The sequence below is a fragment of the Verrucosispora sp. WMMD1129 genome, assembly GCF_029581255.1.
Taxonomy (GTDB): domain Bacteria; phylum Actinomycetota; class Actinomycetes; order Mycobacteriales; family Micromonosporaceae; genus Micromonospora; species Micromonospora sediminimaris.
The window spans coordinates 1189636-1204079 of sequence record NZ_CP120741.1 but is presented as its reverse complement, the minus strand read 5'-3'; the positions used below and the strand labels follow the sequence as shown (position 1 = coordinate 1204079).

Below are 14444 nucleotides of genomic sequence, written 5' to 3'. Positions count from 1 at the left end.
AGCTGTGCACAACTATTGTGCATAATAGTTGTGCACAGATATTGTGCATCCATGACCGAGGGAGAGCGTCGACCACCGCCGCGACAGGTCCGCATCGATCACCGACAGGTCCGGGTGCTGGCGCATCCACTGCGGGCCCGGCTGCTCGGCGCGCTGCGGGTCAAGGGACCGGCCACCGCGACCACCCTCGCCGGACTGCTCGACAGCAACACCGGCGCGACCAGCTATCACCTGCGCCAGTTGGCCGAGGTCGGCCTGGTCGTCGAGGAGCCTGACCGGGGCACCGGGCGACAGCGCTGGTGGCGGGCCGCCCATGACGTGACCAACTGGGAGAACACCGACTTCGACAACGACCCCGATGCCCGGGCCGCGATGGAGTGGATCCAGGCCGAGCAGGTCCGCCTCTTCGTCGAGCACACCGAGCGATGGTTCGCCGTCCGCGACGAGTGGTCACCCGAATGGCGGGACGCCTTCGGTATGAGCGATGCCTTCCTGACCATTCCGGCGGCCCGGCTGACCGAGTTGCAGCAGGAGCTGTGGCGCATCCTGGAGCGCTACCGGGCCGGGGCCGATCCGGATGAGCCCGGTGCCGAGCAGGTGCAGATCTTCCTCGCCTCCTTCCCGCTGCTGCTCGGGAGGAAGCCGTGAGCGAGCTGTCCGTACGCCAGATCCGGCGTCGTTTCCTGGTTCTGCACGGTCTGCGCTGGCTACCGACCGGCCTGCTGATCCCGGTGGTGATCCTGCTGATGCAGGAGCGGGGCCTGACCCTGACCCAGATCGGTCTGGCCGCCGCCGCCCAGGGGGTGGTGGTGCTCGCCCTGGAGTTGCCGACCGGTGGGTTCGCCGACGCGTTGGGCCGCAAGCCGGTGCTGGTGGCGGCCGGTTCGGTTAGCCTCGTCTCACTGGGTCTGCTGGTGGTGGCGGACTCGTTCGCCCTGCTGGCCATCGTCTGGGCGTTGCAGGGCGTGTTCCGTGCCCTGGACAGTGGCCCGCTGGAGTCCTGGTACGTGGACAGCACCCTGGCCGTCGACCCGGATGCCGCGTACGAGAAGGGTCTCGGTCACGGTGGCACCGTGCTCGGCCTGAGCATCGCGGCCGGTGCGCTGCTCAGCGGCGGTCTGGTCGCGCTCGGTCCGCTGGGTCCGGTCAGTGCCCTGACCACGCCGGTGCTGGCCGCCCTCGGTCTGCAGGGGGTTTCGCTGCTGGCGTTGCTGACCCTGCTGGTGGAACGGCGACCGGCGAGCGGGCCCGGTGCGGTGCGGGCCTCGGTCCGGGCCGCACCCCGCATGGTCGGCGAGGCGTTCGGCCTGCTGCGCCGGTCCCGGGTGCTGCTCGCCCTGGTCGCGGTGGAGCTGTTCTGGGGCTTCGGGATGGTCACCTTCGAGAGCCTGCTGCCGATCCGGCTGGCCGAGGTGATCGGCGACGCCGACCGGGCAGCCGCCCTGCTCGGCCCGGCGAGCACCATCGCCTGGCTGGCCTCCGCGGCCGGCGCGGCTTTCACTCCGCTGCTCATCCGCCGGCTCGGTGCCGCACCCGGCGCCGCGCTGCTGCGGATCGTGCAGGGCGTCACCGTGGTCGCGATGGCCCTGCTCGCCGGACCGGTCGGCGTGCTGATCGCCTTCTTCGCCTGCCATGCCGTGCACGGCGCGTCGAACCCGCTGCACATGGGACTGCTGCACCGGCAGGTCGACGGCCCGTACCGGACCAGCGTGATCTCGGTGAATTCGATGGTGGCCATGCCGGCCGGTGCGTTCGGCGGCGTGCTGCTCGGCTTCATCGGCGACCGGGCCGGGGTGAGCACGGCGATGCTCGTCGGTGCGGTCGCGCTGGCGGTCGCCGCACCGCTGTACCTGCCCGCCTGGCGGGCGGGCCGGGTCGCCGGCCAACCCAGGCCGCCCGCCGACCAGGCAGAACCGATCGTCGACGAACCGGTCGCAGACCGGGCAGGAAGGATCGCCGACGGCCCCACCGACGATCAGACGAAGCGGACCGAGGTGAGCGGGAACGTGTCGGCGTAGCCGAGCCGCCGATAGAGCCGGATCGCCGTCACGTTGCTCGGGTAGACGCCCAGCGCCACCATGCCGTACCGGTCCAGCAGGACCCGGGTCATCCCGGCGGTGATCGCCGCACCGAGACCGCGCCCCCGGTGCCACGGCGCCACCGCCAGTCCGGCGAGGAAACCGACCTCGCCCCGGGTCCGGTCGGCGCCGCAGGCGACTAGCCGGTCACCGTCGCGGATGCCGTACCAGCCGCGCACCTGCGGACTGCCCGGACGGGCGGTGCTGGTCGGGAACGCCTCGTCGATAAGCGCCGTCAGGGCCGGGTGGTCCGCCTCGGTCAGTCGTACCACCCGCTCCTCGCCGGGTTGTGCCGGCGGCGCACCTGTCGTCCAGAGAAAATCCCAGTCCTCGTACCCGGCCACGGCCGGACCGAGCGGCGCCGGATCCGTACGGGGCAGGTGCAGCCACCTTCCGGCACCCAACCTGCCATCCGTGACCAGCGTGCTGACCAGGTCGATCGCCGTGTCAGACGGGCCGATCACGCCACCGATCGGCCCCTGCTCGACGGTGAGCAGCCAGCACACGGTCCCGGCGCGTCGCCAGCCCTGCGCCGGTTCGTGGATCGGCAGCGAGTGCCGCACGAAGGGATGGCGGCCCGTCGCGGCCAGGATGGCGCCCCGCCCATCGAGGACCTCGTCGGCGTTGATCATGTCGTCAGCGTAGGCGGCGGGTGGGGAGGAGTCGCGTGATCCACCGTGGAGATTGGCGAGCCGACCGATCGGGTACATCCCGCGCCGACCTACTGGAACCCCCACCGGAGGAACGTCATGCTCGCCATCGCTGCGGCCGTCGTCTTCGGCTTCGCCCTGTTGCTCGACCTGCTGGACACCAAACTCGGCGCACCGGACCTGTTCAACTGGAACACCCTGGTGCTGATCGGTCTGCTGCTGCTCTCGCTCTATCTGGCCGGCGTCGGCCGGGGGCCGGGTGGCGGCGGTGGTCGCTGGTACCGGGGTCGCCGCCCGGGCCGCGGCTGACCGGTAACGATCACCCCTGGCTCGGCCGACGGCGCGATTCCGGCGAAGTCGGCCGAGCCCGGTACTGTTCTCGTGATGGAGTCCGACGCCCTCTTCACCCTCGGTGAACCCGCCGCAGCACCCGGTGCGCAGGCGGGTTTCGGTGGTGTCGGCGGCTTCACCCCGGCCGGGCCGGACGCGCCGCTGCCGGTCCGGATGCGCCCGGCCGGTATCGATGAGCTGGTCGGCCAGGAACACCTGCTCACTCCCGGTGCGCCGCTACGCCAGCTGGTCACCGGCAGCGCACCGATGTCGGTCATCCTCTGGGGGCCGCCGGGCAGCGGCAAGACCACTATCGCCCACCTGGTCGCCACCGCGACGGACCGGCGGTTCGTCGCGATGTCCGCGCTGACCGCCGGGGTGAAGGACGTCCGTGCGGTGATCGACACGGCGCGGCGACAGCGGCGCTCGGGTGGCCCGCCGACGGTGCTCTTCATCGACGAGGTGCACCGGTTCAGCAAGACCCAGCAGGATTCGCTGCTCGCGGCGGTGGAGGACCGGACGGTCACTTTGCTGGCGGCCACCACCGAGAACCCGTATTTCTCGGTCATCTCCCCACTGCTCTCGCGGTGCGTGCTGCTCACCCTTCGGCCCCTCGACGACGCTGCGGTACGCGGGCTGCTGCGCCGCGCGCTGGTCGACCAGCGCGGCCTGGGCGGGGCGCTCACCCTCGCCGCCGAGGCGGAGGAGCACCTGATCCGGTTGGCCGGCGGGGACGTCCGCAAGGCGCTCACCGCGCTCGAGGCGGCGGCCGCCTCGACGACCGCGCTGGGCAAGGACCAGATCGACCTGGCCACCGCCGAACGCGCGGTGGACACCGCAGCCGTCCGCTACGACCGGGCGGGGGACGCCCACTACGACGTGACAAGCGCCTTCATCAAGAGCATGCGCGGTTCCGACGTGGACGCGGCGCTGCACTGGCTGGCCCGGATGCTGGTCGCCGGGGAGGATGCCAGGTTCATCGCGCGGCGGTTGGTGATCTTCGCCAGCGAGGACGTCGGCATGGCCGACCCGGCGGCGCTCGGTGTGGCGACCGCCGCGGCCCACGCGGTGGAGTACGTCGGCCTGCCCGAGGCGCAGCTCAATCTCGCTCAGGCCGTCATCCACCTGGCCACCGCACCGAAGTCGAACTCGGCGACCACCGCGATCGGGGCGGCGATCGCCGACGTGCGCTCCGGCCGGGGCGGGCCGGTGCCCCGGGGCCTGCGCGACGCCCACTACTCCGGTGCCCGGGGGCTCGGGCACGGCATCGGCTACCGCTATCCGCATGACGACCAGCGGGGCGTGGTCACCCAGCAGTACGTGCCCGACGACCTGGTCGGCACCGACTACTACCGACCGAGTCAGCACGGCGCGGAGCGATCGGTGGCCGGCCGGCTGCCGTTGCTACGCCGGATCGTCCGCGGGCTGTCCACTCCTGCCCGCACGGATGAGCCGGCAAAGGGCGGTCGGCCGGCCCGGCCGACGTCGTCCGGGGGGGACGATGACGACGGTCGTACGGCCACGGCAGCCCAGGTGGCCGAAGAGGTCGGCGCGAGCGCCGACGGGAGGGGTCAACAGTGAAATCGTCGGACCGACCGGACGAGAGCCCGGACGCGCGGCGCGGCAAGGGTCGTCGCTGGGGTCGGGGCAAGTCCGAGGCCGCCGCCCCGGAGGAAACGGGGAGCGGCGAGGATTTCGGCTGGATCGACGACCTGCGTTCGGCCAAGCAGCAGCGCACCGAGCTGGGCCCCGACGGCGCCGCCGTCGATCCGTCCGCCGCTGCACGCAGCGGTCCCGAGCGATCCGGTCCGCAGCCAGCCATGCGGCCCGGCCCCACGCCGGTCAACCACCCGGGGCCGGACGCTCCGGTAGCGCCGCCACCCGGCCGCGGCCCGGCCGAACCACCACGAGCGCGTCCGGTCGACGGCCCCTGGCCGGGTAATCCGGCTGCCCGGCCGCCTGCCGGCCCGCCCGGCGGACGGCTCCCGGCCCCCCCGCCGTTCGCCGCTGCACCGCCGCCCGCCGCCCGTCACGAGCCCGACCCGCCGAACACCCCGCCGGCCGGTTGGCCGCAGCAGCCGCCAGCCGCCGGGCCGCCCGCCCGGCGGCCACATTCCGGTGAGCCGGTTCCGGGCGACGGCCCCAGGCCGGTTCCCGAGGCCGGCCCGGTCTCCGGCGCACCGACCGTCCCGGGCTGGCCGCCCGCGGGCCCGGTGTCGGGTGCGCCGGCGAGCCCGGTGTCGGGTCCGCCCGGGCAGCGGCGCCTGCCCGGCGTCCGGCCGAACGCCGCGCCGGCCGGCCCGCGCCGCCTGCCGTCGACCGAACCTCTCCCGGCATCGCCGGACACCGCCCACGGCCCGGCGGCGCCGGGCATGACGCCCGCCGTCGGTCGGCCGGGCGGCGCGCCGGCGGGCGGTCGGCGAGCTGGCCGCCGCCGGGCCGCCGAGCCGGAGGAGGACCGGCCAGTGGTGCCGCTGTCCGGCAACGCGCCACCGATCCCCGGTGCGCCGTCCGGCCGTCCGGCCGCTGGGCCCGCGCAGCCCGCACCCGTTCGTCGCGAGGAGTCCGGCGCACCGATCGGCGCCGACCGGGACCGCCGGACCGCACCCGGCGCGGTCGGGCCCGAGGGCGCCGCCGACGCGGCGTCGGGCCGTCGGAGGCCACCCGAACCGCAGCCGCCGTTCGATAGCCGACCTGCTGACGGGCTACCCGAGCCACCGCGGGCACGCCGCGCGGCCGACGAGGAGGACACACCGACCCGGGGCCGGCGCGCGGCGGCCGAGGAGCCGTCCGGACGGCACGTAGCGGGTGCCGCTGCCGAGACGCCAGCCGGCGGTGGGCGGCCGGCCGAGGGCCGCTCCAGTCGGCCGGAGCGGCCGTCCGACTGGCTCCGGCAGGCCGGTCGACCGCACCACACCGACCCGGCGTTGCCCACGATCAGCAAGCGACCCACCGCACCGTCCGGCCGCGTGGTCGGCACGCCGTCCGGCGGTACGCCGACGATCGGCGACCGCCGTGGCACGGAAGCCGGCGGCCCGCCCCGTCGGCCGAACGCGGGCACCGCACCGGCCGATGGACGCGGGGTCGAGCCGGGTCCGGAACGTCCGGGTGCCGGGCCCGCCCGCCGCGCCGACGGGCCACCGGCTGGACCGGGCCGTCCCATTCCGCCGACCGGCCCTGCCCCGGGCCCGGGCGGACCTGAGCCAACCGGTCGGGCCGGCGCCCTGCCCCGGATCGGTCCCACCGGCCCGGCCGCCCGGCCCGACGGCCCGCCCCGTGGTGCGGCGCGTCCCGAGGGCCCGCCCGGAACTCCGCCCCGCGGCGCGGCGCGCCCGGACGGCCCACCCGTCGGCCCGCCGCCTGGCGTCGCGCGGCCCGGTGGTGCGCCGGGGGTTCCGCCGCGTGGTGCGGCGCGTCCGGACGGCCCACCCGTCGGCCCGCCGCCTGGCGTCGCGCGGCCCGGTGGTGCGCCGGGGGTTCCGCCGCGTGGTGCGGCCCGGCCTGACGGTCCGCCGGTGGGACCGGCGCGTGGTGCGGCCCGCCCCGACGGCCCGGCCGGTCGCCCGGGTGGCCCGCCGTCCGGCCCCGCCCGCGGCCCGCACCGGCCCGATGCTGGCCCGCACCGGCCCGATGCCGGCTCCGCCGGCGGTGGCCCGGCTGACCCCGTCCGAGGTGCCGGCACCGGTCCGATCGGTCCGCCGGTCACGGCTCGAGCCGGCGCCCCGGTTCGACCGGAGGACCGGCTCGCCGGCCGGGCCACGCCACCGCACCGGCATCCGGCGCGTCCCGAACCCTCCGGGCCTCCGCCGGTGCCTCCCGGGCGCGGCGGTGAGGCTCCGGCGGTGGCCCGCGCCGCGGCTGCCGTGGCACCGGCTGATCCGGCCGGGCATCCCGGGGCGGAGCCGATGGCCCGACGTGCCGAGGTGCCGCCGGCCGCCGACGTCGACCGGCCCGAGGGCGACCAGACCGGCGACGGTGGTGAGTCGCGCCGCCAGCCGCCAGGTTCCCCGCGGCTGCGCGCCGCCGTGCTGGTGCTGGCCAGTGTCCTCCTGCTCGGCGTTCTCCCCGCGTTCTTCGGGGTGCAGACGATGAACCGGGATCCGGTCTTCGCCTCGCTTGACGAACTGGAGGTGCCGTCCTGGGCCTCGGTCGAACCGGTCGATGACGTCAGCGGCAGCCAGTGGTGCCTGCTCGACTGCCGGTTGCGGGAACGGACCGCCACCTCCGACCGGTCGCCGGACGAGACGGCCCAGGCGTACGAGGCCGCGCTGACCCGCGACGGTTGGCAGCGGTGGACGCCCAACTACTGCCCGGAGCAGGAGGAGAAGGGCAGCTACACCTGCTGGCGGCGGGACGAGCTCACCCTCGACCTCTGGGTACGGGAACGGACCTGCGTGCCGCCACCCGTGGACGGCGAGCCCGCGGTGGTGCCGGCTCCCGACCCGTCCACCGCGGCGCAGGAGTGCCCCGGATCGTTGGTGTCGGTGAAGGTGCGCAACGCGATCGACGACGAGCGGACGCGGCCACAGCCGAGCACCGATCCCTCGCTGACCGGTGAGGATCCCTTCCCGACACTTACCGACGACCCGTTGAGCGACCTGACGCCGTCACCACCGTCCTGAGCCGATCGTCATCACGGACGGTAGGGTCAGGTGCTGGTGGTGACCGGCGGTCGGCCGGGCACTCGACGTTGACGTGGGCGAGACGGTCGTGCGGCTCGGGGCGCTGCGCCCCGACCGCACAGTTTGAGGAGGACTGGCGTGGGCTTTTTGGAGGTCGCGGCGCTGATCGCGGCGATCGCGTTCGCGATGCTGGTGCTGATCCTGACGCTGCCCATCCTGCGTCTGCGACACACCGTGGACGCCACCACCCGCATGATCAACGACCTCAACGACCGGACGGGGCCCCTGCTCGGTGACGTCAACACCACGGTACGCAACGTCAACGTGACGTTGGAGCAGGTCCAGACCTCGATCGACGGGGTCAACCTCCAACTGGCCAAGGTCGACACGATGACCGGTCACGCGCAGAACATCAGCGCCAACGTCGCCAACCTGGTCACCGTGGTCTCCGCCGCCGCGGCCAACCCGCTGGTCAAGGTGGCCGCGTTCGGGTACGGCGTGCGCAAGGCCGCCGCCACCCGCCGGCACGCCGAGACCGAGCGCGAGGTGCGGGACACCATCAAGGCTCAGCGGCGCGCCGCCCGGCGCGGGAACCGCTGACCCCGAAGGCACCCGGGAGGTACGAGCATGAGGCGTCTTTTCTGGCTGGGCATCGGGCTGGCCGTCGGCGTGGTGGTGGTGCGCAAGGCGACCCGCGCCGCGCACGCGTACACCCCGGCCGGCATCGCCGACAACCTGTCGCAATCCGCTGGCGGCCTTGTCGAGGAACTGCGTAGCTTCGTGGCGGACGTACGCGCCGGGATGGCCGAGCGGGAGCACGAGATCCACGAGGCGTTCGCCCAGGGCGAGGCGTTCGACGACCAGTTCGCCGAGTTGCGGGAGGACCCGCGTGTCGGCGACCGAGAGATCTTTCCGGAGGAACACCAGCGATGAAGACGGCGGAGATCAAGCGGCGGTATCTCGCCCACTTCGAGGCGAACGGTCACACCGTGGTGCCGTCCGCTCCGCTGCCCGCCATCAGCGACCCGAACCTGCTGTTCGTCAACGCCGGCATGGTGCAGTTCGTCCCCTACTTCCTGGGTCAGCAGACACCGCCGTACCGGCGCGCGGTCAGCGTCCAGAAGTGCATCCGTACGCCGGACATCGACGAGGTCGGCAAGACCAGCCGGCACGGGACGTTCTTCCAGATGAACGGGAACTTCTCCTTCGGCGACTACTTCAAGGACGGGGCGATCCCGCTCGCCTGGGAGCTGGCCACGAAGTCGGTCGAGGCCGGTGGGTTCGGGCTGGATCCGGAGCGGATCTGGGCGACGGTCTACCTCGACGACGACGAGGCGTACGACATCTGGCGTCGTACCGGGGTGCCCGACGAGCGCATCGTGCGCCGGGGCAAGAAGGACAACTTCTGGTCCATGGGCATCCCCGGCCCGTGCGGCCCGTGCTCGGAGCTGTACTACGACCGGGGCCCGGCCTACGGCGCGGAGGGCGGCCCGGAGGTCGACGAGGACCGGTACCTGGAGTTCTGGAACCTCGTGTTCATGCAGTTCGAGCGGGGTCCGGGCACCGACAAGGAGAACTTCCCGATCCTTGGTGAGCTGCCGGCGAAGAACATCGACACCGGCATGGGCCTGGAGCGGATGGCGTCGATCCTGCAGGGTGTCGACAACCTCTACGAGATCGACGAGGTTCGGCCGATCCTGGACCGTGCGGCCGAACTGACCGGCAAGCGGTACGGCGCGCACTCGGGCCACGCCGCCAACCAGTCACACCCGGACGACGTGCGGCTGCGGGTGATCGCCGACCACGTGCGTACCGCGTTGATGCTCATCGGTGACGGGGTGACCCCGTCCAACGAGGGTCGCGGGTACGTGCTGCGGCGGATCATGCGTCGGGCGATCCGGTCGGTGCGGCTGCTCGGCTGGCAGGAGCGGGCGCTGCCGGAGCTGCTGCCGGTGGCGCGGGACTGCATGGCGCCGTCCTACCCGGAGCTGGCGGCGGACTTCGACCGGATCTCGGCGTACGCGTACGCCGAGGAGGATGCGTTCCTGGCCACGTTGCGGGCCGGTACGACGATCCTGGACACCGCGATCACGCAGACCCGCAGTTCCGGGGGCGGCGCGCTGTCGGGGGAGCAGGCGTTCCAGCTGCACGACACGTACGGCTTCCCGATCGACCTGACCCTGGAGATCGCCGCTGAGCAGGGGCTCACCGTCGACCAGGAGGGCTTCCGCCGGCTGATGGCCGACCAGCGGGCCCGCGCGAAGGCCGACGCACAGGCGCGTAAGACCGGGCACACCGACCTGTCGGCGTACCGGTCGGTGCTCGACGCCGGCGGCCCGGTGACCTTCACCGGCTACACCGAGACGGCCCGCGAGTCGACGGTCCGCGCGGTGCTCGGCACCGACGGCGCGCGCGCGGCGGCCGTCGAGGGCGACACCATCGAGCTGGTGCTCGACACCACCCCGTTCTACGCCGAGGGCGGTGGCCAGCAGCCCGACCTGGGCATGATCACGGTGGGCGGCGGCCAGGTCGAGGTCCTCGACGTGCAGCAGCCGGTGCCGGGGCTGATCGTGCACCGGGCCCGGGTGCTGCGCGGTGAGGTGCGCGCGGGGGAGACCGGCTACGCGGAGATCGACACCAGCCGGCGGCGGGCGATCTCCCGGTCGCACACCGCCACCCACCTGGTGCACCAGACGATGCGTAACTTCCTCGGCGAGTCCGCCACCCAGGCCGGCTCGTTGAACGCGCCCGGCCGGCTGCGCTTCGACTTCAACACCGCCACCGGGGTGGCGCCCAGCGTGCTGCGGGACGTGGAGCAGCAGGTCAACGAGGTGCTGCTGGCCGACCTGGAGGTGCACGCGTTCATCACCTCACTGGACGAGGCGCGGCGCATCGGTGCCATGGCGCTCTTCGGCGAGAAGTACGGCGAGCATGTCCGGGTGGTCGAGGTCGGTGACTACGCCCGCGAACTCTGTGGCGGCACCCACGTGGCCCGCTCCGGTCAGCTCGGTCTGGTCAAGATCCTTTCCGAGTCGTCAATCGGTTCCGGCGTACGCCGGGTCGAGGCGCTGGTCGGGATGGACGCGTTCAACTTCCTGGCCCGCGAGCACCTGCTGGTGTCGCGCCTCGCCGAGCTGTACCGCGTCCCCTCCGAGCAGGTCGCCGACCGGGTCGAGCAGACGGTCACCCAGCTGCGCGACGCGGAGAAGGAGCTGGAGAAGCTACGCGCGCAGCTGGTGCTCGGTGGCGCGGCGGCCCTCGCTGCCCAGGCCAAGGACGTGCACGGGGTCGCCTACGTGGGCACCGAGGCGCCCGAGGGGGCGGCCGGCAACGACGTGCGTACCCTCGCCCAGGAGATCCGGGGGCGGATCGACGCGTCCCGGCCCGGGGTGGTCGCGGTGGCCGCCCGAGCCAACGGCAAGGCGTCGCTGGTGGTGGCGGTGAACCCGGCCGCCCGCAGCCGGGGCATCGCCGCGAACGAGCTGGTCAAGGCGGCGTTCTCCGGTCGTGGCGGCGGCAGCCCCGAGCTGGCCCAGGGCGGCGGGCTGCCCGAGTCGGAGGTGCCTCGACTGTTGCTCACGGTCGAGCGGGCGCTCGCCGACGCGTGAGTCGTCAGCGCAGCGGATCAGGGCGGACCGGCGCGGTCCGCCCTGACGCGTTTGTCGGGGGAGGTGACGCGGCGTGAGCGACTCGCCCCGTGGGGTACGGCTCGGCGTGGACGTCGGGCAGGTCCGGATCGGGGTCTCCCGGTCCGATCCGCACGGGGTTCTGGCCACCCCGCTGCTCACCCTCGCGCGGGAGCAGAACCCCAGGTCAGATGCGGTGCCGTCGGACGTCACCGAACTCGCCGCGCTGGTCGCCGAACATGAGGCAGTCGAGGTGGTGGTGGGCCTTCCGGTCAATCTGGCCGGCAAACATGGCCCGGCGGCGGAGCACGTGAAGGCGTACGCTCGACAACTGGCCGATGTGATAACTCCGGTCCCGGTGACGCTCACCGACGAGAGGATGTCCACGGTCGTGGCGAGCCGTAGGCTTGCCGAGCGTGGTGTCCGGGGGAAGAGACAACGGGCGGTGGTCGACCAGGCCGCCGCCGTGGAAATTCTGCAGAGCTGGCTGGATGCGCAGCGGAGGCGGACGCAATGATGGACGAGCTGGACCTCGGGTTCGACGAGCAGGAGCGGGGGGAGAAGGGCAAGCACCGCCGTGGCCGCCGTAAGGGCGGCCGGTCCGGTGGTGGGCGGGGCAAGACCGTTCTGGCCCTGCTGCTGGCCGTCGTGCTGCTCGGCAGCATCGGCGGGGGCGCCTTCTACGGCTTCGACCGGATCCAGAGCTACTTCGTCACGCCCGACTACGACGGCGGCGGCACCGAGGAGGTGACCGTCCAGATTCCGCAGGGCGCGTTCCTCGCCGACATGGCCGTGGCGCTGTACGACGCCGGTGTGATCAAGAGCACCAAGGCGTTCATCGAGGCGGCCGACGAGAACTCCCGCAGCCGCAACGTCCAACCCGGGACCTACAAGCTGCGCAAGCAGATGAGCGGTGAGCTGGCCCTGGCCGCGATGCTCGACCCGAAGAACCGGGTGGTCAACGGGCTCACCATTCCCGAGGGGCGGACCGCGAAGAGCATCTTCAAGCTGCTCAGCGATCACACCGAAATTCCGGTGAAGGAGTTCGAGACCGCCGCGAAGGACCCGGAGAAGCTCGGCGTACCGGACTGGTGGTTCAAGCGGGAGGACGGCAAGAAGCCGAAGAAGTCGATCGAGGGCTTCCTCTTCCCGGACACCTACGAGATCCCGCCGGACGCCACCGCCGAGGCCATCCTCGGCCAGATGGTCGACCACTTCCTCACCGTCACCGGCGAGATGGAGTTCGCCGACCGGGTGCAGGAGGAGCGCGGCGGGATCTCCCCGTACGAGGCGCTGATCGTGGCTTCGCTGGCTCAGGCAGAGGCTGGCACCAAGAAGGACCTCGGCAAGGTCGCCCGGGTCGCCTACAACCGGGTGTACCGGGGCAACTTCGACTGTGGCTGCCTGGAGATGGACGTCACCGTCAACTACTACCTGGAGTTGACGGGGCAGAAGACGAAGACGTCCGGCCAGATGACCCAGAGCGACCTGGACAATCCGGACAATCCGTACAACCGCAAGCTACGCGGCATGATCCCCACGCCGATCAACAACCCCGGCAAGGAAGCCCTTGAGGGGGCGATGGATCCGCCGGTCGGCGACTGGCTGTTCTTCGTGGCCGTCGACAAGGAGGGCAACTCCGCCTTCGCGGAGACCTACGACGACCACCTGAAGAACGAGGCCAAGGCCCGGGAGGCCGGCATCATCTGATCGCTGCTGAGACACGGTGACCGGGTGAAGACCCGGTCACCGACGTAGCGACCCGGCGTTCAGGCCAGGTCGAGGGTGGTCGTGGTGTCGGTGGCGTCGATGGTGAAGCGTGCGGTGCGGTCCCCGACGGAGACGGTGTAGTCGCCGAGGAAGCCCTCGACGGTTACGGTGCCGTCCGCTCCGGTGCGCAGGTCCGTCGGCGGCAGCCACCACTCGCCCTTGACCAGCGCTGCCAGCGCGTCGTACGCCGGCTTCGGGCTGCCGTCGGCGCGGACCAGTCCGGCGGGCGCGCCGAGCCACGCACCCCGGTCGGTGAGCCCCCAGTAGTTGATCGACTGGACCGCCGGGTGGGCGAGCAGCGAACGGTAGTGCCGGACGATCTCCTCGGCCTGCCGCGCCTCACCCTCCGGCGTGCTGGGCCAGTGCGGGATCTGGTAGTCGTTCAGGTCCTCGATCTCGGGCGGCATCAGGTGCCCGGAGACCAGGGTGGTCTCGGTCAGGTGCAGTGGCAGCCCGTACCGGGCGAACCGGTCGAGCATCTGCTGCATGTACTCCTCGCCCCGGTAGCCCTGGTGCATATGGGTCTGCAAGCCGATCGCGTCGATGCGGACACCGGCTTCGAGAACGCCCTCGATGAGGCATTCGTACGCCGAGCTGAGGTCGAAGTCGTTGAGCACCAGGGTGGCCGCCGGGTTGGCCGCCCGGGCCTCCTCGAACGCCAACCGCACCAGGTGGATGCGTCCGCGCGCCCGAGCCAGCGGGGTGATGGCGTTGTCGCCGTTGTCGAAGACGGGCATGATGACCGCCTCGTTAATCGCGTCCCAGGTGTCGATGAGGCCGGCGAATCCACCGGCCAGATCGCGGACGCGGGCCCGCAGCAGCCCTTCGACCTCGTCGAGGTCCAGACCGAGCAGCCACGACGGCTGCACGGTGTGCCAGACCAGCGGATGGCCCTTGACGGCGACGCCCCGTTCGGCCAGCCACCGTGCCGTGGCGGTGAGACGTTCGGTGTCGGGCGCGCCACGCCGGGGCTCGTAGCGACCCCAGTAGAACGGCAGGGTCGCGGTGTTGAACAGGTTCAGCCACAGCTCACCCAGCCGGTCCAGATCCAGGTGGTCGGTCCCGCCGAAGCTCTCGACGTCCGTGGTTCCCGTCGGGCCGGGCCCGCCCACCAGGTTGACGAAGTCGAAACCGATGTTGCCGAAGGCGAACGAGTGCCGGTCCTGGGCGACCGTCACCGCCTGGTCGGCGAGCGGCTGCCGGTCGGCGCCTCGGACGGTGAGGGTGATCTCGCCCTTGCGGTGCCGCAGACTGCTGTCAGACATTGTTGGATGTTAGGCGACAGGTGTGCATGCTGCTGAGGAGCGATCGTGGCTGAGTCAGGGAGCGTCGCGTCAGCGCCTGCGGCGTCGGGGGGTGCAGCATCGG

Annotated in this window: 12 protein-coding genes; 10 read left to right on the top strand and 2 right to left on the bottom strand. The window is 72.5% G+C overall.

From position 1 onward, the window contains the following. Window positions 1-51: 51 nt before the first annotated feature. Together O7624_RS05450 and O7624_RS05445 are read left to right on the top strand one after the other, a co-directional pair. Window positions 52-648 carry a helix-turn-helix domain-containing protein gene (locus O7624_RS05450; RefSeq protein ID WP_282239169.1) on the top strand — a complete coding sequence of 199 codons (597 nt, stop codon included), beginning with the start codon at window positions 52-54 and terminating at the stop codon, window positions 646-648. Continuing rightward, window positions 645-2018 (top strand): MFS transporter, encoded by a 1374-nt coding sequence (locus O7624_RS05445; protein ID WP_093404412.1) that lies wholly within the window; start codon window positions 645-647, stop codon window positions 2016-2018. The genes O7624_RS05450 and O7624_RS05445 overlap by 4 nt, the downstream gene beginning before the upstream one ends. Here the strand turns inward: O7624_RS05445 and O7624_RS05440 are convergent. Continuing rightward, window positions 1976-2710 (bottom strand): GNAT family N-acetyltransferase, encoded by a 735-nt coding sequence (locus O7624_RS05440; protein ID WP_282239168.1) that lies wholly within the window; start codon window positions 2708-2710, stop codon window positions 1976-1978. The two genes, O7624_RS05445 and O7624_RS05440, sit on opposite strands and share 43 nt — an antisense overlap. A 117-nt stretch (window positions 2711-2827) precedes the next feature. Here O7624_RS05440 and O7624_RS05435 point away from each other — a divergent pair, with 117 nt between their 5' ends. From O7624_RS05435 to mltG, 8 genes are all read left to right on the top strand, one after another. Then, window positions 2828-3037 (top strand): hypothetical protein, encoded by a 210-nt coding sequence (locus O7624_RS05435; protein ID WP_093404409.1) that lies wholly within the window; start codon window positions 2828-2830, stop codon window positions 3035-3037. Between the two features lie 75 nt (window positions 3038-3112). Next, entirely contained in the window at window positions 3113-4639 is a 1527-nt protein-coding gene (locus tag O7624_RS05430) for a replication-associated recombination protein A (protein WP_282239167.1), read from the top strand. Between the two features lie 2324 nt (window positions 4640-6963). Next, complete coding sequence (locus O7624_RS05425) at window positions 6964-7680, top strand: hypothetical protein (protein WP_282240549.1); 717 nt, start codon at window positions 6964-6966, stop codon at window positions 7678-7680. A gap of 138 nt (window positions 7681-7818) precedes the next feature. Continuing rightward, window positions 7819-8280, top strand: a complete 462-nt coding sequence (locus O7624_RS05420; RefSeq protein ID WP_093404402.1) for a DUF948 domain-containing protein — start codon at window positions 7819-7821, stop codon at window positions 8278-8280. Between the two features lie 27 nt (window positions 8281-8307). Beyond that, window positions 8308-8613, top strand: coding sequence for a hypothetical protein (locus tag O7624_RS05415; protein WP_093404399.1), 306 nt, complete (start codon window positions 8308-8310; stop codon window positions 8611-8613). Beyond that, window positions 8610-11288 carry an alanine--tRNA ligase gene (gene alaS, locus O7624_RS05410; protein ID WP_282239166.1) on the top strand — a complete coding sequence of 893 codons (2679 nt, stop codon included), beginning with the start codon at window positions 8610-8612 and terminating at the stop codon, window positions 11286-11288. Before O7624_RS05415 ends, alaS begins: the two co-directional genes overlap by 4 nt. A gap of 73 nt (window positions 11289-11361) precedes the next feature. Then, window positions 11362-11823 (top strand): Holliday junction resolvase RuvX, encoded by a 462-nt coding sequence (gene ruvX, locus O7624_RS05405; RefSeq protein WP_282239165.1) that lies wholly within the window; start codon window positions 11362-11364, stop codon window positions 11821-11823. Beyond that, a complete protein-coding gene (mltG, locus tag O7624_RS05400) occupies window positions 11820-13016 on the top strand; it encodes an endolytic transglycosylase MltG (protein ID WP_093404391.1) in 1197 nt (398 codons plus the stop codon). Before ruvX ends, mltG begins: the two co-directional genes overlap by 4 nt. A 59-nt stretch (window positions 13017-13075) precedes the next feature. On the opposite strand, the gene O7624_RS05395 is transcribed toward mltG, so the two are convergent. After that, window positions 13076-14341, bottom strand: coding sequence for an endo-1,4-beta-xylanase (locus O7624_RS05395; RefSeq protein WP_282239164.1), 1266 nt, complete (start codon window positions 14339-14341; stop codon window positions 13076-13078). Window positions 14342-14444: the final 103 nt, after the last annotated feature.